Genomic DNA, 18,263 nt, shown 5'->3' with positions numbered 1-18,263 from the left:
GCCATTGCTTTTAGCCGTACAGTCGCCAAATATTGGGCGCAATTGCGAAACTGCTTTGCAGGGAGGGTCGATGTACAAGGTCTATGGCGACTACCAGTCGGGTAACTGTTACAAGGTCAAGCTGATGTTGAGCCTGCTGGGCCGGCCATATGAATGGCACCCGGTGGACATTCTCAAGGGCGAGACCGAAACGCCCGAGTTTCTGGCGATGAACCCCAACGGCAAGGTACCGGTGCTGGAACTGGAAGACGGTAGCTACCTGTGGGAGTCCAACGCCATTCTCAACTACCTGGCCGATGGCAGCGAGTTCCTGCCCAGCGAGCCGCGTCTGCGTACCCAGGTGCTGCAGTGGCAGTTTTTCGAACAGTACAGCCATGAGCCGTACATTGCCGTGGCGCGGTTCATCCAGTTCTACCTGGGGCTGCCGGACGAGCGCCTGGACGAGTACCGCAAGTTGCACAAGGGCGGCTACAAGGCGCTGAGGGTGATGGAGCGACAGTTGCAGATGACGCCTTACCTGGTGGGTGAGCAGTACTCGATTGCCGATGTGGCGTTGTATGCCTACACCCATGTGGCGCAGCAGGGCGGGTTCGACCTGGCAGAGTACCCGGCGGTAAGGGCCTGGCTGGAGCGGGTCAGCAGCCACCCTCGGCATGTGCCGATGGTGGGTTGAAAGCCGACCTGTTTTCCAGGCGCTTGCGCAACCCTTGTGGGAGCGGGCGTGCCCGCGAACACGGGCGCAGCCCGTGCCAACCACCGCGGTGTCTGCTTCGCGGGCTCGCCCGCTCCCACAGGGATCTGCTGCGTCAGTCAGATGGCGGCAAACCGCTCATCCAGGTAAGCAATGATTGCCTTGGACTCATACATCCAGGTCACCTTACCGGCTTCTTCAATGCGCAGGCATGGCACTTTCACCCGGCCGCCACCTTCTTGCAGGGCCTGGCGGTGCAGCGGGTCGTTCTTGGCATCGCGCAGCGCCACCGGCACGTTCAACCGGTGCAGGGTGCGGCGGGTTTTGACGCAGAATGGGCAGGCGTGGAACTGGTACAGCGCCAGCCCCTTGGCTGCTTGCTCGATGCGGGCCTGGGCGGCGGCGTCGCGCTTGCGCTTGGCCGGGCGGCTGATCCAGTCACCGAACACGATGAGCTGGCCGAGGCCAACCCGCAGGGCTTTGACGATCATGGACAACTCCTGAAATGCAAAAGCCGACCCTGAGGGGTCGGCTTGGGGCCAGCAACCAATCACTTGATCAGGCTGAGGAACTCGCTACGGGTGGCGGCGTTATCGCGGAACTCACCCAGCATCACCGAGGTGATCATGGTGGAATTCTGCTTCTCGACACCGCGCATCATCATGCACATGTGCTTGGCTTCGACCACCACGGCCACGCCTGCGGCACCGGTTACCTGCTGCACGGCTTCGGCGATCTGGCGGCTGAGGTTTTCCTGGATCTGCAGGCGGCGGGCGTACATGTCGACGATACGTGCCACCTTCGACAGGCCCAGTACCTTGCCCTTTGGCAGGTAGGCAACGTGTGCCTTGCCAATGAACGGCAGCATGTGGTGTTCGCACATCGAATACAGTTCGATGTCCCGGACCAGCACCATTTCGCTGTTGTCAGAGCTGAACAAAGCGTTGTTGGTGACTTCTTCCAGTGTTTGCTCATAACCGCGGCAAAGGTACTTCATCGCCTTTGCAGCCCGCTTGGGCGTGTCGAGCAGGCCCTCACGGGAGACGTCCTCGCCAATCTGGCTGAGGATCTCGGTGTAGTTCTGTTCCAGGGACATGGATCTACCTGTGGGAAAAAATCGCAAAAACGAAGGGTACGGCGGTGAGGGCGACGCTGCAAGCGCGGCGTTACTCGTCGCGCCCTTCGAGCATGGTTCGCTTAAGCATCACATACACAGCGCCAGTGCCGCCGTGGCGGGCACTGCACGAGGCAAAACCGAGCACTTGCGGGTGCTGGCGCAGCCAGGTGTTGACGTGGCTCTTGATCATCGGGCGCTTGCCGTCCAGGCGCGCGGCCTTGCCGTGGGTCACCCGCACGCAGCGCACCTCCAGTTTGGTGGCTTCGGCGATGAAGTCCCACAAGGTTTCGCGGGCCTTTTCCACTGTCATGCCGTGCAGGTCGAGGCTGCCCTCGAATGGAATCTGCCCCAGCTTCAGCTTGCGCAGTTGGCCTTCCTGCACGCCATCGCGGCGCCACATCAGCTCGTCTTCGGCGCCGACGTCGATGACAAACTGGTCGGACATGCCATCGATGACCAAAGCCTTGTCACTGCGCACGGTCGCTGCCTGGCGCAGGCCGGCCAGCTTCTGGCGGTCGGCCTTGGGCTTGCCGACGTCGGCACGGTCGTGGCTGATCGGCCTTACGCCGCGCACTTCGGCCTTGAACAGGGAAAAATCGTCGTCTTGCATGATGCCTCCACGTAGGCGACGTAGTTTACGCGACTGTGGGGCCGTGTGCAGCCTGTGCGGGCCTCTTCGCGGGTGAACCCGCTCCTGCATGGATATCACAGAGCCTGAAGGCGGCCGGGCACCTGTAGGAGCGGGTTTACCCGCGATGAGGCCCGCACAGGTTACGCAAAACCATCAATCGTGCTTCTTCATCAGGTGCGGCGACAGGTTCAGCTCCCGCCCGCGGCGCAAGCGGATACGGCTGCGCCGCCAGAAACGCACGCCCAGCCACAGCAGCAGCAAGCCAGCCACGGTGAGGATGCTGGACAACGGCTTGTTGGTGTTGAGTTCCTGCAGGGCAGGGTAGTTGCCCAGCAGGCCGGCGGCGCCGGCCATGGCCAGCAACACGCCCAGCGTCGCCAGCAGGGCCGACAGGCCGGCCGCCAGGCGGGCGCCCCAGTTACGCGGTTCGCGCGGGCGCAGGCGCTTGGCGTCGAAACTGCCTTTAAGCTTCATTCCGCTCTCCTCGGTGGATATCCGGAATTCGACCTGCTGCTGCCCATCGGGTTCCGCCCGGCTGCCGGGCGGTCCTGCAAGCCGCTCAGATGAGGCTGGCGGTGGGTGCCACGCAAGCGAAGTTGTCAGCCATCACGGCCATTTCGCACTGGTGAATCTGTGCGGCCGGAATGACGCCGTCCTTGAATGCCAGGTCGCGGGTTGCCGACGCGTCTTCTACCAGGGTGCACCGATAACCATAGTCCTTGGCGCGGCGAACGGTGGTGCTGACGCTGGAGTGGCTCATGAAACCACAGACGATCAGGTCAAGGTGGCCCAGCTCCTGCAATGTTTCATGCAGCTTGGTGTTCTTGAACGCGTTGGGCATGCGCTTTTCGATGACGATTTCACCTTCCAGCGGCTCCAGCCCCGGAATGAACTCGCCAGCCGGCCCCTGGGGGTCGAAGCGGCCCCCGACAGTGCCCAGGTGGCGAACATGGATGATCGGACGGCCGCTTTTACGTGCGGCGTCGAGCAACCTGGCGATGTTGGCCACGGCCTCGTCCATGCCCGACAGCTTCAGGGGACCACTGAGGTACTCCTTTTGTGCATCGATGATGATCAGGCTGGCGTGGCTCAGCTTGGCCGGCGGATAGTCGCGGCCAGTGAGGCGAAACATCGTGGTTGGAACGGACATCAAGGGCTCCTTGGATAGGGCTTTTGTATACCTATTCTCCCCTGCCTTGGCGCCAATGGGAATGGTTGACAACGCAAGCGGCATGGTTACTGGCCTGTGGCTAGCCTTTGGGCAAGGCAAAGGAACAAATGTGCGGGTGGGGCTGTTAGACTTTTGTCCGGTCTGAAAATAGGAGTACCCCGTGATCACATCCCGTCTGCGCACGCTGCGCGACTACATCCGCTGGGCGGTCAGCCGCTTCCACGAGCATGACCTGTTCTTCGGTCACGGTGCCGACAACGCCTGGGACGAGGCCCGCATGCTGGTGCTCGGTGCCGTGCACTTGCCATGGGAGGTGGCCGACAGCTACCTGGACTGCATGCTCGAGGACGACGAGCGGGTACGCCTGCAGCACCTGCTCAAACGCCGTATCGAAGAGCGTGTGCCGGCCGCCTACCTGCTGGGCGAGGCCTGGTTCTGCGGCATGTCGTTCATCGTCGACGAACGGGTGTTGGTGCCGCGTTCGCCCATTGGCGAGCTGATCGAAAAACGTTTCGAGCCGTGGCTGGCCAGCGACCCGGCGCGCATTCTGGACCTGTGCACGGGGTCGGGCTGCATCGGCATCGTCGCCGCCGACGTGTTCCCCGAGGCCGAGGTGGTGTTGGCCGACCTGTCGTTCCAGGCCCTTGAAGTGGCCAACCAGAACATCGAGCGCCATGGCCTGGACGGTCGTGTGTACACCGTGCAGGGCGACGGCTTTGGCGGTTTGCCGGGGCAACGTTTCGACCTGATCCTGTCCAACCCGCCGTATGTCGATGCCGAAGACTTCGACGACATGCCGGCCGAGTACCACCATGAGCCCGAACTGGGCCTGGCCTGCGGCAGCGACGGCCTGGACCTGGTACGGCGGATGCTGGCCGAAGCGGCTGACCACCTGACCGAGAAGGGGTTGCTGATTGTCGAAGTGGGCAACAGCCAGGTGCATGTCGAGGCGTTGTACCCCGAGGTGGACTTTGCCTGGCTGGAATTCGAGCGTGGCGGGCACGGGGTGTTCATGCTCACGGCCGAGCAGTGCCGCCAGCATCAGGAATTGTTCAAGGCCCGCGTTTAGGCTATTTGCGGCTGCTGTGCAGCCCATCGCGACACAAGCGTGATCCCGTGTGGGAGCGGGTTTACCCGCTAAGAAGACACCGCGGTGGATGGCACGGGCTTTGCCCGTGCTCGCGGGCAAGCCCGCTTCCACAGGGATCGCGCCAGCTTTGGAAATTGAGCAATACCTCGTGGGAGCGGCCTTGTGTCGCGATGGGCCGCCAAGCGGCCCCAAACTCCACCGGCTGATGCGGTCTTAGCGGGTTGCAATCCAGATCAACAGCCCTGCCTGGAACACGGCAAACGCCACCAGGCAGGTAATGGTGAAACGCAATCCGCCGTCTTCGCGCTGGTATTTGGCCACGCGCTCATCGCGCTCGCGCAGTTGCCCTTCCTTTTCCTGCAGTTGCTGGTCCGCCTGCTGCAGCAGGTTGGCGGCATCCAGAATCTCTACCCGCTGCAGGCGCTCGCTGTTCCAGACAGCCTTGAGCTGGGCCACCGTCATGTCCGCGGTACGGCCTTTCAGATGCTGGTTTTCCTCGTACTCCACCTCGATACCGACCCCGCGCAAGCAGTGGTCACGGCGCAGGCGTGAGTCCTCGTTCAGGGCGTCCTTGCTAGGCAGCGCCATACCTTCCACCCGGTAGTGCGACCACTTGCGCTGCAACCACTGGGCGGCCTGGGCCAGCATGAAACGGCCGATACCGCGGTTCACGGGCTCCACTTGCAAGCCATGTTCATTGCCAATACGCACCAGACGCTCGGCATGGTCGACGCGGATGTCCAGGCGGTTCTGCTCTTTGTGCACCTTCTGGCCGGGCAACTGGATTTCCATGCGCAGCAGGCTGTGTGCCTTGTCATGGCGCTCGGCATAGCCGAACTGCACAAAACGCAGCGGCCGCGCGCCGGTGCTGCGGTCGGTCGGCAGTGCTGCCAGGCGTAGCAGCTGGAAATGTTCGGCGGTCAGCTCGGCCCAAGGCAGGGCGGGGATTTCCTGGGGTTCTTCGGCCGGCTCGACGGCGGTGGGGGCGGTGGTCATCAGGGCTTGTCCTCAGCTATGCCTGCTGTATCGGCAGGCATGCCCGAGACCTGAGCCTGTTTGACTTACGCCGCAGGCAAATGCTGGATGAATGTCACAATTCGCTCACCCAGTTCGCGCGCCAGCGGTAGCTCGGGGTTGAGGTAGCTGTCGCGCTGCTGGCTCATGCCCTTGGGGCTGATGCGCAGCATGTGGTTCATGCCATCGATCAGGACCAGTTGCGCATCTGGCTTGGCCGCTTTCAGCCGCTGGGCGTCGGCCACGTCCACCTGCACGTCATTGCGCCCCTGCACGATCAGTGCCGGCATGGGCAGGCGGGCAAAGGCGGCTGCCGGGTTTTGCTGGAACAGCGAAATCAGGTATGGCTGCACGCTGGGGCGAAACACCTGGCGCAGCGGCGCTGGCACATCCAGGCTGGTCTGCCCGGCCTGCAGGCGGTCGAGCAGGGCACTGCCACCGGCCAGTTGCGCCGGCGGCAGGCGCTTGGCCAGTTGTTCGCGCAGTACCTCGGCCAGCGGCCGGCCGCTGCCGGCCAGGGTGATGACTGCGCTGGCCCCTGCCTGCTCGGCGGCCAGGCTGGCAATCAGCGCGCCTTCGCTGTGGCCAATCAGGATCAGCGGGCCGAAGCGCGGGTCGGCTTTGAGCTTGCGGCTCCAGGCGACCACATCGGCCACATAGCGCTCCACGCTGAGGTCACGCTCGTCAGGCGTGGCCGGCTGGCTGGCGGCCACGCCGCGTTTGTCGTAACGCACGCTGGCAATGTGCTCGTTGGCCAGCAACAGGGCCAGGCGTTTGAGGTTGTCGACCTTGCCGGAGGCCGGGTTGTTGCCGTCGCGGTCGGTGGGGCCGGAGCCGGCGATGATCAGCACCACTGGCGGCGGGGTGGCCTGTTGCGGCAGCAGCAGGCTGCCATGCAGCACGCCCTGGCCGGTGTCCAGGTCGATCGGGCGTTGCAGCACAGTGGGGGCGGCGGCCTGGGCCAGGCCGGTGCACAGCAGGAAGAGCAAGGCGACGAGGCGCGACATCATGCGGTACTACTTGGGGAGATATGGGTTTGACCCAATGTTTGCAGGAAGGTTCTGGGGGGCGAATTGCTGGTTCGGCCCTTTCGCGGGCACGCCCGCTCCCACAGGTATTTCACAGCATTTGGATCTGTGGTGATCCTGTGGGAGCCGGCGTGCCCGCGAAGAGGCCCGCACAGGCGATCAAACCATCTGTATACTGCTGCTTTCGTCCATTTCAGGCAGAACTCGCGGAGCGTCCATGTCCGGCAATACCTACGGCAAGCTGTTCACTGTCACCACCGCTGGCGAGAGCCATGGCCCGGCGTTGGTCGCCATTGTCGATGGATGCCCACCGGGCCTGGAAATCTCCCTCGCCGACCTGCAGCACGACCTTGACCGGCGCAAGCCCGGCACCAGCCGGCACACCACCCAGCGCCAGGAAGCCGACGAGGTAGAAATCCTTTCCGGCGTGTTCGAAGGCCGCACCACCGGCTGCTCGATCGGCCTGCTGATCCGCAACACCGACCAGAAGTCCAAGGACTACTCGGCCATCAAGGACCTGTTCCGCCCGGCCCACGCCGACTACACCTACCACCACAAGTACGGTATCCGCGACTACCGCGGCGGCGGTCGCAGCTCGGCCCGTGAAACCGCCATGCGCGTGGCCGCCGGTGCTATCGCCAAGAAGTTCCTGGCCACCCAGGGCATCACCGTGCGTGGCTACATGAGCCAGTTGGGCCCGATCGAAATCCCGTTCAAGTCTTGGGAGTCGGTGGAGCAGAACGCCTTCTTCAGCCCCGACCCGGACAAAGTACCTGAGCTGGAGGCCTACATGGACCAGCTGCGCCGCGACCAGGACTCGGTGGGCGCCAAGATCACCGTGGTTGCGGAAGGCGTGATGCCCGGCCTGGGCGAGCCGATCTTCGACCGCCTGGATGCAGAGCTGGCTCATGCGCTGATGAGCATCAACGCGGTCAAGGGCGTGGAGATCGGCGCCGGCTTCGCCAGTGTGGCCCAGCGCGGCACCGAGCACCGGGACGAACTGACCCCGGACGGCTTCCTCAGCAACAATGCAGGCGGCATTCTGGGTGGTATTTCCTCGGGCCAGCCGATCGTTGCCCACCTGGCACTGAAGCCCACTTCCAGCATCACCACCCCGGGCCGCTCGATTGATGTCGATGGCAACCCGGTGGACGTCATCACCAAAGGCCGCCACGACCCGTGCGTGGGCATCCGCGCCACACCGATTGCCGAGGCGATGATGGCCATCGCGTTGATGGACCACCTGCTGCGCCACCGCGCGCAGAATGCCGAGGTGAAGGTCGCTACCCCGGTGCTGGGCCAGCTCTGATTTGCTTGCGCCGGCCACTTCGCGGCTAAACCCGCGAAGCGGCCGGCACAGGTCCCACAAGGCCATCCCATGCAACCCATTCCCTACTGGCGCCTGTCCAGCTTCTACCTGTTCTACTTCGCCCTGCTGGGCTCCACCGCACCTTTCCTGGCGCTGTACTTCGACCACCTGGGCTTCTCCCCGGCGCGCATCGGCGAGCTGGTGGCCATTCCCATGCTGATGCGCTGCGTGGCCCCCAACCTGTGGGGCTGGCTGGGTGACCGCACGGGCCAGCGCCTGTTGATCGTACGCCTTGGCGCGCTGTGCACCCTGGCCACCTTCGCCCTGATCTTCTTCGGCAAAAGCTACGCCTGGCTGGCGCTGGTGATGGCCCTGCACGCGTTCTTCTGGCATGCGGTGCTGCCGCAGTTCGAGGTCATTACCCTGGCCCACCTGCACGGGCAGACGTCGCGCTACAGCCAGGTACGTCTGTGGGGTTCGATCGGTTTCATCCTCACCGTGGTCGGCCTGGGCCGCTTGTTCGAGTGGTTGAGCCTGGACATCTACCCGGTGGCACTGGTCACGATCATGGCCGGCATCGTCGCCGCCAGCCTGTGGGTGCCCAATGCGCAGCCGGTGGAACAGGGCGGGCGCAGCGGCGCGGGGGGCTTCCTGCAGCAGTTGCGCGCCCCGGGGGTGATCGCGTTCTATGTGTGCGTGGCACTGATGCAGCTCAGCCACGGGCCGTACTACACCTTCCTTACCTTGCACCTGGAGCACTTGGGCTACACGCGCGGTGCCATCGGCCTGCTCTGGGCGCTTGGGGTGGTGGCCGAGGTGCTGATGTTCATGGTCATGAGCCGCCTGTTCGCCCGTTTCAGCGTGCAGCGTGTACTGTTGGCCAGCTTCCTGCTGGCAACATTGCGCTGGCTGCTGCTGGGCAACCTGGCCCAGGAGCCGACAGTACTGATCTTCGCCCAGCTGCTGCATGCGGCCACCTTCGGCTGCTTCCATGCCGCCAGCATCGCATTCGTCCAGGCCAGCTTCGGCGCCCGCCAGCAGGGCCAGGGCCAGGCGCTTTACGCAGCGCTGTCGGGTACCGGCGGTGCGCTGGGGGCGCTGTACTCAGGCTACAGCTGGAAGCTGCTGGGCCCCACCTTCACCTTTGGTATGGCCAGTGCCGCAGCCCTGGCCGCAGCCGTTATCATTGCCCTTTGTTCGCAACCGACCAGGACCCGCCCCTGATGAGCATTCTCAGCGTTTTTCACCCCGCCAGCCCGGAACTGCCGAACAAGGTGCTGACTCACCACGACGATATCGCTGCCACCTTGGCTGAACAGGGCGTGCGCTTTGTCCACGCCGAACCTGGCCTGCGGGTGCGCCCGGGCACGGCCCAGGACGAGGTGCTGGATGCTTGCCGCGTGTATCTGGATGAGTTGATGACGGCGCATGGCAGCAAGGCCTTCGCGTTGCTCAACCGCGACGGTGAAGACCCGGCACAGGTCGATGTGCGTGATGAACATGTGCATGAGGCCGACGAGCTGTTCGCCGTGGTCAGCGGGCGGGCGCAGGTTGGCCTGCGGTTGGGCGACTGGGTGTATTCGGTGCTGTGCGAGAAAGGTGACCAGCTGCTGGTGCCGGCCGGGACGCGGCGCTGGGTTGAGCTGGGGGATGCACCGTTTTGCCTGGCGTTTCGCTTGTACGGCAGCGAGCAGGGCATGCAGGCGCGGTTTACCGGGGATGTAACGGCGCGGGCGTTTCTGGGGATCGACGAGTTGTAATGGCATTGCCGGCCTCTTCGCGGGTGAACCCGCTCCTACAGCGGTGGCGCCGCCCTTAGGCATCGCGCAGTCAATGTAGGAGCGGGTTTACCCGCGAAGAGGCCAGGTCAGGCGACACAAATCTCAACGATAGGTCGGCAAGGCAAACCGCTGCTGGCTCTGCAGCATCGAGATGACCGGCAACTCACTGGCCTCTTCAGCCAGGTCACGACGGATGGCACTGATCGCCCAAGACAGCTGTTCGGCACTGTGCAATTGCCCATAGGTCAGCACCCGGCGGGTAACCTTGCCATCCGCTGCGCGCAGGGTAAGCAGTACACCGCCATCGGGCCGGGCTTGGGTATTTACCTGATAGGCCGAAAATACCGAGGCGAACTTTTGCTGGATGAGGTCCATATCAACTCCTGGCTGGTGTGTGGCAGACATGAGTTGATGGTTGCAGTGACCGTGCCAGAATCCTGTTTGGCGAAAAATCCAGTAAATACAGGCTGTTACGGAGAATTTGCAGAAGCGGTATCGTGCAAGCTGCATGGTCGTGCATTTTGCACAGTGCATTTTGCACGGGTCAGCCAGTGCCTATCGGCCCGATAGAATCTGAACCTTTGACCGCCCTGGCATGCCTGACGAACACTTGGTCCATCAATTATGCCAGGAGGTTCCCTATGCCCAGCCAGACCGCACCCGCTACCATGACCGATGACGAAACCGCCGCGTTCGCCGAGCAGGTGTTCGAGCGTGCCCGCCAGGGCGATGCCGACATGCTCGGGCGCCTGCTTGCCAGCGGCCTGCCGGCCAACCTGCGTAACCACAAGGGCGATACCTTGCTGATGCTGGCCAGCTACCACGGCCACCACGAGGCGGTGCGCGTGCTGCTGGCGCAAGGTGCCGACCCGCTGATTGCCAACGACAATGGCCAGTTGCCGATTGCCGGTGCCGCATTCAAAGGGGACCTGGCGATGATTCGCCTGTTGGTGGAGCATGGCGTGCCGGTGGATGCCGCCGCGCAGGACGGTCGCACCGCGCTGATGTTGGCGGCCATGTTCAATCGCAGCGAAATCCTCGACTACCTGCTGGCACAAGGGGCCAACCCGGCGCACCAGGATGCCCGCGGCATCACCGCCCTGATGGCGGCGCAAACCATGGGTGCAGCAGACACCGCCGCGCGCCTGCAAACGCTGGCCGGCTAACCGCCAGGGGGCATTTGCGGCTATCCTTGGCGACTTTTCACCCGTCGCAGGCCCCCATTCATGAAAACTCAGTTGCTCGAATTCATCAGCCTCATTGGCGCCGGCTGCATGCGTGAGGCAGACATCGAGCGTATTGCCGACGAGGCCGCCCAGGCCTACGCCGACCCTGTCGCCTTCCTGGCCGCCAACCCCGACATCAACTACGACGACACTTTCCCGATTCCCTTGGGCGAATGGGTGGTGCTCGGCAGCCTGCCGGATACCGTGGTGTTCCAGGCCGACAGCTACCAAGACCTGTTCCAGCAGATCAGCGACTCGTTCGACAACAGCGTGCCGTTTACCCTCAAGCCCAAGCAGTTGGTCCGTACCGAACCACTGACTGCGCTCAACCGCATTCAGGTGCAGATGGGCGCGCTGAACAAGGAGGCGGGTGGTTATGTGCTGCTCAACTTCAGCCAGTTGCTGGATGACGAACTGCAGATGGTCATGGTGGGGCAGCAGGACCTGGCGCGGGTGATGGAGCTGGGCGCAGAGCTGGGCATCAAGGTTGAGCCGGCGCTGGAGGCTTTGAAAGTCGCCGTCCACATCTGATACCAGTAATTGCTTGTTCGCGGGCATGCCCGCTCCCACAGGTACTCCACCGCATCAGGCCCTGTGATAACCCTGTGGGAGCGGGCGAGCCCGCGAAGAGGCCGGCTCACGAAACATCAATCTTCAGCCCAGCGCAGTGTCGAGAAACATCATCACCGCAAACCCGCCCATCAACCCCAGGGTCGCCGCTGTCTGGTGCCCATTGCGGTGGGTTTCGGGGATCACCTCGTGGCTGACCACAAAGATCATCGCCCCTGCCGCCAGCCCCATGCTGATCGGGTAGGCGAGGGCAAAGCCGGTAGAAATCCCCAGCCCGATCACCGCCCCTAGCGGCTCCATCAGGCCCGACCCAATCGCCACCAACGCCGCCTTCAGGTTCGAAAGCCCCGTGGCGCGCAAGGCCAGCGCCACGGCCAGCCCTTCGGGGATGTCCTGAATGGCGATGGCACTGGTCAGCGGCAGGCCGATGTTCATGTCGCCATTGGCAAAGCTCACGCCAATCGCCATGCCTTCAGGCAGGTTGTGCAGGGTTATCGCCAGCACGAACAACCACACCCGGCTGATGCGCTCGGCTTCGGGCCCGCACGGGCCGGTGCTTTCGTGTTCATGCGGGGTGAAGCGGTCCAGGCCCAGCATCAGCAGCACACCCAGGCCCATGCCCAGCACCACGGTAAACGCGGCGGCCGGGCCGTTGCCCGTGATCTCGCGGGCAGCCTCCAGGCCCGGCAGAATCAGCGAAAACGAGCTGGCGGCCAGCATCATGCCGGCCGCAAAGCCCAGCATCACGTCCTGGGTGCGCGCGTTGACATCGCGCAGCACCACTGCCAGCACCGCGCCCAGCGCAGTGGCGCCAAAGCCGGACAACCCGCCCAGCATGGCAAGGTGCAGGTTGTCGGCATGGTCGCCGTTCACCGCGTTCCAGAAACTGGCGGCCAGCAGCACGCACACCGCCAGCAGGCTCAGCCCCAGGCCGGCGCTGAGCCAGGGGGTATCGGTGACCTGCTGGCGCCAGGCCTGCAGCAGTGAGGATGGGGCGGCGCTTTGGCTGTGGGCAGGGGGCATGCGAACCTCGAATCAATGAATGCAGTCAGTCTAACGAGGGACCCGCGACTTCCGCCAAGGATTCCCTTCTATTGGCGCGATAGCTGACTATGCTGTGCAGCAAAGCCTCTGACAGGAATTCAGACATGGGATCTACCTTCAACAGCCTGGTCGGGCTGATCATTCTGGCACTGGATATCTGGGCCATTCTCAACGTGATCAAGAGTGGCAGCGAGGTGGGCATCAAGGTGTTGTGGATCTTGTTGATCGCACTGCTGCCGGTGGTGGGGCTGGTGATCTGGGCGATTGCCGGGCCGCGGGGGAATGTGCGGCTCTAGGCGCGTTACTGACATAGCCAGAAATAGGGCCGTGACAAAATTTTCACATGGGTTTAAACAGAATCCGCACCCGCATAATGCTGCGTTGGTCTAGCGCCATCGCCTCTTCGCAAACCGCAATCCTAGGACCTTCCCATTCATGGCTAACACGGACGCCTTGAAGCAACAGGGCGCGCGAACGTCGTTTTCGCCGACCCTGAAATCCCACCTGGCCTATACGCTGCTCAGCGGCCTGGTGATCATGCTGATGCTCAGCCTCGTGCGCCTGGCGCTGCTGGCCTACAACAACGACATGGTCGGCGATACCCCTTATGCGACTGTCGCCGAAGGCTTCCTCAACGGCTTGCGCTTCGACCTGCGGGTGGTGGTGTACATCAGCATCCCACTGCTGCTGGCCATGCTCAGCCCTTGGGCCATGGCCCGGCGTGGTGTGTTCCGTTTCTGGCTGACCCTCGCTTCGAGCGTGGTGATGTTCCTCGGCCTGATGGAAATGGACTTTTACCGCGAGTTCCACCAGCGCCTCAATGGCCTGGTGTTCCAGTACATCCAGGAAGACCCTAAAACCGTCATGAGCATGCTCTGGTACGGTTTCCCGGTGGTGCGCTACCTGCTGGCCTGGGCCCTCGGTACCTGGCTGCTGAGCCTGCTGTTCAAAGGTATCGATCGCGCTACCCGAGCCGAAGGCCTGTACCGCGTTGCCCCGTGGTACAAGCGCCTGGCGGTATTCATGGTGATCTTGCTGGTGGCCGTGGTCGCTGCCCGTGGCACCCTGCGCCAGGGCCCGCCGATGCGCTGGGGTGATGCCTTTACCACTGACTCCAACTTCGTCAACCAGCTGGGCCTGAACGGTACCCTGACCCTGATCGACGCCGCCAAGAGCCGCTTCAGCGAGGACCGTGCCAACATCTGGAAGCCGGTGCTGGAGCAGGACGTGGCCACGCAAAGTGTGCGTGAGCAACTGCTGACGGCCAACGACACACTGGTCGACGCCGACGAAGCCGCTATCCGTCGCGACTTTGTGCCGCCGGCTGACCGGACCCTGCCGATCAAGAACGTGGTGGTGATCCTGATGGAAAGCTTCGCCGGCCACTCGGTAGGTGCGCTGGGCAGCCCCAACAACATCACCCCGTACTTCGACAAGCTGGCCAAAGAAGGCCTGCTGTTCGACCGCTTCTTCTCCAACGGCACCCATACCCACCAGGGCATGTTCGCCACCATGGCCTGCTTCCCCAACCTGCCAGGTTTCGAATACCTGATGCAGACCCCGGAAGGCGGCCATAAGCTGTCGGGCCTGCCAGCCCTGCTCGGCGCCCGTGACTACGACGACGTGTATGTCTACAACGGCGACTTTGCCTGGGATAACCAGTCCGGGTTCTTTGGCAACCAGGGGATGACCACCTTCATCGGCCGTAATGACTTCGTCAACCCGGTGTTCTCCGACCCGACCTGGGGTGTGTCCGACCAGGACATGTTCGACCGCGGCAACGAAGAGCTGGCCAAGCATGATGGCAAGAAGCCGATCTACGCGCTGCTGCAGACGCTGTCCAACCACACGCCATATGCGCTGCCGAAGGACTTGCCGGTAGAGAAGGTTACCGGCCAGGGCCGTCTGGACGAGCACCTGACCGCCATGCGTTACTCGGACTGGGCGCTGGGCCAGTTCTTCGAAAAGGCGCGTAAAGAGCCTTACTTCAAGGACACCCTGTTCGTCATCGTCGGTGACCATGGCTTTGGCAACCACCAGCAGGTTACCGAGCTGGACCTGGGCCGTTTCAACGTGCCGTTGCTGCTGATTGCGCCGGGCATTCAGGAGAAGTTCGGGGCGGTGAACCACACCGTGGGTACCCAGGTTGACATCGTGCCGACCATCATGGGGCGCCTGGGCGGCAAGACGCGCCATCAGTGCTGGGGGCGCGACCTGCTCAACCTGCCTGAGGGTGACCAGGGCGTGGGCATGATCAAGCCGTCGGGCAGCGAGCAGATCGTCGGGCTGGTGCAGGGTGACCGTATCCTGATCGAGTCCAAGGACATGAGCCCGCGGATGTACCGCTACCAGCTGGGCAGCGAGTTCAAGGCCGAGCTGATCGAAAGCCCGGACCAGCCGGAAATGCTCAAGAGGCTGGAAGCGTATATCCAGACTGCGACCAAGAGCCTGCTGGATAACACCGCTGGCGCAGTGCACAGCACGCAGAAGTAAACCGGGGCCGCGTTGCGGCCCATTCGCAGGCTTGCCCGCTCTCACAGGCATTGCTCAGGGTTCGAACCTTGTGCTGGCCCTGTGGGAGTGGGCAAGCCCGTGAAGGGGCCCCGCACAACTTTCCCGGACTGAACATTCTCCCCGCCCCAAGGTCAGTTATTCAGGCATCACACACCTGGTGTTCGTTGACTGAGAGGGTCCGTTCAATGAAAGAGTGGGAAGTCATCTTTGCCGACCAGAAGGGCGAACCGTCCGCATTGCTGTTGCATGCCGAGCATTGCCCCAGCGAGGAAGACGCTGCGCGGGCCATTCGCTCACACTTGTTTCCGGTGATGGACGAGCTGGACCTCAACGACTTCCAGGACCGTATCATCTCCCCGACTGCTCGCTGGCTCAAAGAGCACAGTGGTGTGACCATCACCAGCATTCACGAAGCACCCTGAACCACACGTTTGCGTGCTGCCTTGGCAGGCGCTACGCTGGTGGAGGGCCTGCCTGTTCTGCGGGTTGGCGCCGCCTCAATAATTCGCGTCTTGCATCAGCTCGAACTGCCCGGCCAATGCCGGCAGGTGCGTAGTGCACGGAAAGTCTATCCATTGCTTTATTCAGGAGGACGATTCATGAGCAGCCAGAACGACGATATCAGCAGCAACGTCCTGCGCCAGATGAAAGCAGGCGGTTTCGACTTCACCCAGATCCACCCCATCGAGTTCTATGCCGTATTCCCGGACGAAGCAGGGGCCCGTCGTGCCGCCGGGCAGTTTCGCGGGGAATCGCTCAATGCCCAGGTGAAGGAGCTGGGCGACGGTGCCTGGCACCTGGAACTGAGCAAGGTCATGTACGCCACCCATGGGGGGATTGGCGACTTTGAAGAGGCCTTCGAGCAGTTGGTGACACCGTATGGGGGTGAGGTGGAAGGGTGGGGCGTCAAGCACGAACGGCTCACGGCCTGACAGTTTTGTGTAGGCCTCTTCGCGGGTTTACCCGCGAAGAGGCCGTCAAGGCTTACGCGTTGCCATGTGCCCCAAATAGGCCAGCAGCGCATCCAGTTCCTGCTCATTCAACACACTTTCGGCAAACCCCGGCATCTTCGCCTGCGGCCACTGCCGCAGGCTCTGCGGGTCCCGTATCAACTTGCGCAAATAAACCGGCTGAAAATACTCGGTCGGGTTATGCGGCACATTCAAGTCCGGCCCCACCTGCCCATCTCCCGCACCGTTCAACCGGTGGCACACCAGGCAGTTCTGCTGGAACAGGGCAAAGCCCTGGCGCACCGGGCTGTCGGCCGGCAGCTTCGGGTCGGGCAGCAGTGCGGGAAACCGCTGGTGCACCGGGGCCAGCTTGCGAAGGGTGGCGATCTGGAAGGGCCACTGTTCAGGGCGGATGCCGCTGGCCTGCGGTGCAGTCCACACCAGGTAGAACGGCCCGGCACTTGGCTTGCCTTTAGCCAGTGGCGGCCACGGTTTGCCTGGGTCTTCCACGGCCAACCAGGCCCTTGCCGGCCCTGGCTGCAGCAATGCCGCGGCGGGCATTTCGGCGGCAAAGCCATCCAGCGCCACGGCCTGCAGGTGATCGCTCGCGCTCACACCTTCCAGCAGCGTGGCCAGCGGCACCGCCCGATAGCGCATGGGGCGTTTGTAGGAAACGTCCTGTTCGATGCTGATATCCTGGGCCTCAGGATGGCCAAGCAGTTCGGCGCTGCTCCACTGGCGCGGTGTAGCCCCCAGTTCAAGGTGCAGTTGCGCCGCCGACAATGGCAGGCTCAGGAGCAACGCTAGGAAGGCAAGGCAGTGGCGCATAGGCAATCTCCGACCATCAAGGCCAGCAGGTTACCTGTGCGTTGCCCCTTGGCGCCACTGCCGCCGTCAGCCAAACAAACGTGTAAGGTTCGGCAAGATCAATAGCAATGTAGTGGCGAATAGAATGAGCCCAGCTTGGCGAATTTTCGATTGTCTGAACATGGCGGACCGCCTTCTTGTTGTTATTCCTGAATACCCGTTGGCTTCCTTGTCGCGTTTCGGGTCGATCACAGTGGCGTTGCGTGGCGCCTGACTGCTTGCCTCTTGAAAGTGGATATACATCCAACAGTAGGGTGTGCGTTATCCATGCTTGAGAACCCTTTGTTCTAAATGCTTGGTAAAAACATTTATTTTGGCTATGAGGCCAAGTGCCAGCCAGCTGGCATGCTCTATCTAGACACTGGCGCAAGTGCCAGGCACGCACCGACGAAATGTGACCGTTCGTCAGCGCAGCCTACTTGCTTGTACGTGCCTTTCGCGGCAGTCTCTACAGCAGATTCCCACCCATGTCGTTCAGGACTACCCCTATGTCGTTACGCATCTGCATCCTTGAAACCGATGTCCTGCGACCGGAGTTGACGGCGCAATATCAGGGCTACGGCAGGATGTTCGAGCAGCTCTTCTCGCGTCAGCCGATTGCCGCCGAATTTTGTGTGTACAACGTGATGCACGGCGACTATCCCGCCGACAGTGAAAAGTTCGATGCCTACCTTGTGACGGGCAGCAAGGCCGATTCGTTCGGTACCGATCCGTGGATCCAGACCCTCAAGGCCTACCTGCTCAAACTGTACGAGCGTGGTGAGAAGCTGCTGGGCGTGTGTTTTGGCCACCAGTTGCTGGCCTTGACCCTGGGTGGCAAGGCCGAGCGGGCCGAGCAAGGCTGGGGCGTGGGTATCCATCGCTACTCGTTGGCGGCGCATGCGCCGTGGATGGACCCGGAGGTGTCGGAGCTGACCTTGCTGATCAGTCACCAGGACCAGGTGACCGAGCTGCCGGAAGGCGCTACGGTGATCGCCTCCAGCGATTTCTGCCCGAATGCGGCGTACCACATTCGCGACCAGGTGCTGTGCTTCCAGGGCCACCCGGAGTTCGTGCACGACTACTCCCGCGCACTGCTCGATGCGCGCCAGGAATACCTGGGTGACGAGGTGTACCACAAGGCCATAGCCAGCCTGGCCACCGAGCACCAGGGCGATCTGGTAGGGGAGTGGATGTTGCGCTTTATCCAGCAGCCGTCAAAGGCCGGCGACAGCGCCGCATAATCGGTTGCAACCCTTCGCGGGCGCGCCCGCGAAGAGG

22 protein-coding genes are annotated in these 18,263 nt (G+C 62.9%); 12 read left to right on the top strand and 10 right to left on the bottom strand.

All coding sequences use genetic code 11. The features are described from left to right. Positions 1–70: 70 nt before the first annotated feature. Positions 71–673 carry a glutathione S-transferase family protein gene (locus GST84_19455; protein XGB14378.1) on the top strand — a complete coding sequence of 201 codons (603 nt, stop codon included), beginning with the start codon at positions 71–73 and terminating at the stop codon, positions 671–673. A gap of 137 nt (positions 674–810) precedes the next feature. On the opposite strand, the gene GST84_19450 is transcribed toward GST84_19455, so the two are convergent. From GST84_19450 to GST84_19430, 5 genes are all read right to left on the bottom strand, one after another. Then, positions 811–1,182 carry a glutaredoxin gene (locus GST84_19450; GenBank protein XGB14377.1) on the bottom strand — a complete coding sequence of 124 codons (372 nt, stop codon included), beginning with the start codon at positions 1,180–1,182 and terminating at the stop codon, positions 811–813. Between the two features lie 59 nt (positions 1,183–1,241). Further along, the gene (folE, locus tag GST84_19445; protein ID XGB14376.1) at positions 1,242–1,787 is read right to left on the bottom strand and encodes a GTP cyclohydrolase I FolE; all 546 of its coding nucleotides are present in this window, start codon (positions 1,785–1,787) and stop codon (positions 1,242–1,244) included. A 70-nt stretch (positions 1,788–1,857) separates the two neighbouring features. Further along, positions 1,858–2,418, bottom strand: coding sequence for a DNA mismatch repair protein MutS (locus GST84_19440; GenBank protein XGB14375.1), 561 nt, complete (start codon positions 2,416–2,418; stop codon positions 1,858–1,860). Positions 2,419–2,592: 174 nt separating this feature from the next. Then, positions 2,593–2,913 (bottom strand): hypothetical protein, encoded by a 321-nt coding sequence (locus GST84_19435; GenBank protein ID XGB14374.1) that lies wholly within the window; start codon positions 2,911–2,913, stop codon positions 2,593–2,595. An 85-nt stretch (positions 2,914–2,998) separates the two neighbouring features. After that, positions 2,999–3,589 (bottom strand): isochorismatase family protein, encoded by a 591-nt coding sequence (locus tag GST84_19430; protein ID XGB14373.1) that lies wholly within the window; start codon positions 3,587–3,589, stop codon positions 2,999–3,001. A gap of 181 nt (positions 3,590–3,770) precedes the next feature. Between GST84_19430 and prmB the strand changes: the two genes are divergently transcribed. Then, positions 3,771–4,679, top strand: coding sequence for a 50S ribosomal protein L3 N(5)-glutamine methyltransferase (prmB, locus tag GST84_19425; GenBank protein XGB14372.1), 909 nt, complete (start codon positions 3,771–3,773; stop codon positions 4,677–4,679). A gap of 234 nt (positions 4,680–4,913) precedes the next feature. On the opposite strand, the gene GST84_19420 is transcribed toward prmB, so the two are convergent. After that, positions 4,914–5,696: a hypothetical protein gene (locus tag GST84_19420; protein XGB14371.1), complete on the bottom strand. Its 783-nt coding sequence runs from the start codon at positions 5,694–5,696 to the stop codon at positions 4,914–4,916. 65 nt (positions 5,697–5,761) lie between these two features. Continuing rightward, a complete protein-coding gene (locus GST84_19415; GenBank protein ID XGB14370.1) occupies positions 5,762–6,724 on the bottom strand; it encodes an alpha/beta fold hydrolase in 963 nt (320 codons plus the stop codon). Between the two features lie 235 nt (positions 6,725–6,959). On the opposite strand from GST84_19415, the gene aroC reads away from it, so the two are divergent. The 3 genes from aroC to GST84_19400 all read left to right on the top strand — a co-directional run bounded on the left by aroC (position 6,960) and on the right by GST84_19400 (position 9,811). Beyond that, a complete protein-coding gene (aroC, locus tag GST84_19410) occupies positions 6,960–8,051 on the top strand; it encodes a chorismate synthase (GenBank protein XGB14369.1) in 1,092 nt (363 codons plus the stop codon). A 69-nt stretch (positions 8,052–8,120) separates the two neighbouring features. Continuing rightward, positions 8,121–9,275: an MFS transporter gene (locus GST84_19405; protein ID XGB14368.1), complete on the top strand. Its 1,155-nt coding sequence runs from the start codon at positions 8,121–8,123 to the stop codon at positions 9,273–9,275. After that, positions 9,275–9,811, top strand: a complete 537-nt coding sequence (locus GST84_19400) for an oxidase (GenBank protein XGB14367.1) — start codon at positions 9,275–9,277, stop codon at positions 9,809–9,811. Before GST84_19405 ends, GST84_19400 begins: the two co-directional genes overlap by 1 nt. A 123-nt stretch (positions 9,812–9,934) precedes the next feature. Here the strand turns inward: GST84_19400 and GST84_19395 are convergent, their stop codons facing one another. Then, positions 9,935–10,207: a DUF3509 domain-containing protein gene (locus GST84_19395; GenBank protein ID XGB14366.1), complete on the bottom strand. Its 273-nt coding sequence runs from the start codon at positions 10,205–10,207 to the stop codon at positions 9,935–9,937. 266 nt (positions 10,208–10,473) lie between these two features. On the opposite strand from GST84_19395, the gene GST84_19390 reads away from it, so the two are divergent. Together GST84_19390 and GST84_19385 are read left to right on the top strand one after the other, a co-directional pair. Beyond that, positions 10,474–10,998, top strand: a complete 525-nt coding sequence (locus GST84_19390) for an ankyrin repeat domain-containing protein (protein XGB14365.1) — start codon at positions 10,474–10,476, stop codon at positions 10,996–10,998. A 60-nt stretch (positions 10,999–11,058) separates the two neighbouring features. Then, positions 11,059–11,589, top strand: a complete 531-nt coding sequence (locus GST84_19385; GenBank protein ID XGB14364.1) for a hypothetical protein — start codon at positions 11,059–11,061, stop codon at positions 11,587–11,589. Between the two features lie 123 nt (positions 11,590–11,712). Here the strand turns inward: GST84_19385 and GST84_19380 are convergent, their stop codons facing one another. Beyond that, positions 11,713–12,651 (bottom strand): ZIP family metal transporter, encoded by a 939-nt coding sequence (locus GST84_19380; protein ID XGB14363.1) that lies wholly within the window; start codon positions 12,649–12,651, stop codon positions 11,713–11,715. 125 nt (positions 12,652–12,776) lie between these two features. Between GST84_19380 and GST84_19375 the strand changes: the two genes are divergently transcribed. The 4 genes from GST84_19375 (at position 12,777) to GST84_19360 (ending at position 16,118) form a co-directional block, all read left to right on the top strand. Further along, a complete protein-coding gene (locus GST84_19375) occupies positions 12,777–12,968 on the top strand; it encodes a hypothetical protein (protein ID XGB14362.1) in 192 nt (63 codons plus the stop codon). Positions 12,969–13,107: 139 nt separating this feature from the next. Then, a complete protein-coding gene (locus tag GST84_19370) occupies positions 13,108–15,165 on the top strand; it encodes a sulfatase-like hydrolase/transferase (GenBank protein ID XGB14361.1) in 2,058 nt (685 codons plus the stop codon). Between the two features lie 206 nt (positions 15,166–15,371). Further along, a complete protein-coding gene (locus tag GST84_19365; protein XGB14360.1) occupies positions 15,372–15,608 on the top strand; it encodes a hypothetical protein in 237 nt (78 codons plus the stop codon). A gap of 177 nt (positions 15,609–15,785) precedes the next feature. Beyond that, the gene (locus GST84_19360) at positions 15,786–16,118 is read left to right on the top strand and encodes a ribonuclease E inhibitor RraB (GenBank protein XGB14359.1); all 333 of its coding nucleotides are present in this window, start codon (positions 15,786–15,788) and stop codon (positions 16,116–16,118) included. A gap of 45 nt (positions 16,119–16,163) precedes the next feature. On the opposite strand, the gene GST84_19355 is transcribed toward GST84_19360, so the two are convergent. Beyond that, the gene (locus GST84_19355; protein ID XGB14358.1) at positions 16,164–16,964 is read right to left on the bottom strand and encodes a c-type cytochrome; all 801 of its coding nucleotides are present in this window, start codon (positions 16,962–16,964) and stop codon (positions 16,164–16,166) included. A gap of 527 nt (positions 16,965–17,491) precedes the next feature. Between GST84_19355 and GST84_19350 the strand changes: the two genes are divergently transcribed. Next, on the top strand, positions 17,492–18,226 hold the full coding sequence (locus tag GST84_19350) for an amidotransferase (protein ID XGB14357.1): 735 nt from the start codon (positions 17,492–17,494) through the stop codon (positions 18,224–18,226). Positions 18,227–18,263 lie beyond the last annotated feature (37 nt).

It is taken from the genome of Pseudomonas putida, from assembly GCA_041879295.1.
Classification (GTDB): domain Bacteria; phylum Pseudomonadota; class Gammaproteobacteria; order Pseudomonadales; family Pseudomonadaceae; genus Aquipseudomonas; species Aquipseudomonas putida_Y.
The sequence above is the reverse complement of the archived record's forward strand: the minus strand, read 5'-3'. Positions and strand labels throughout refer to the sequence as shown.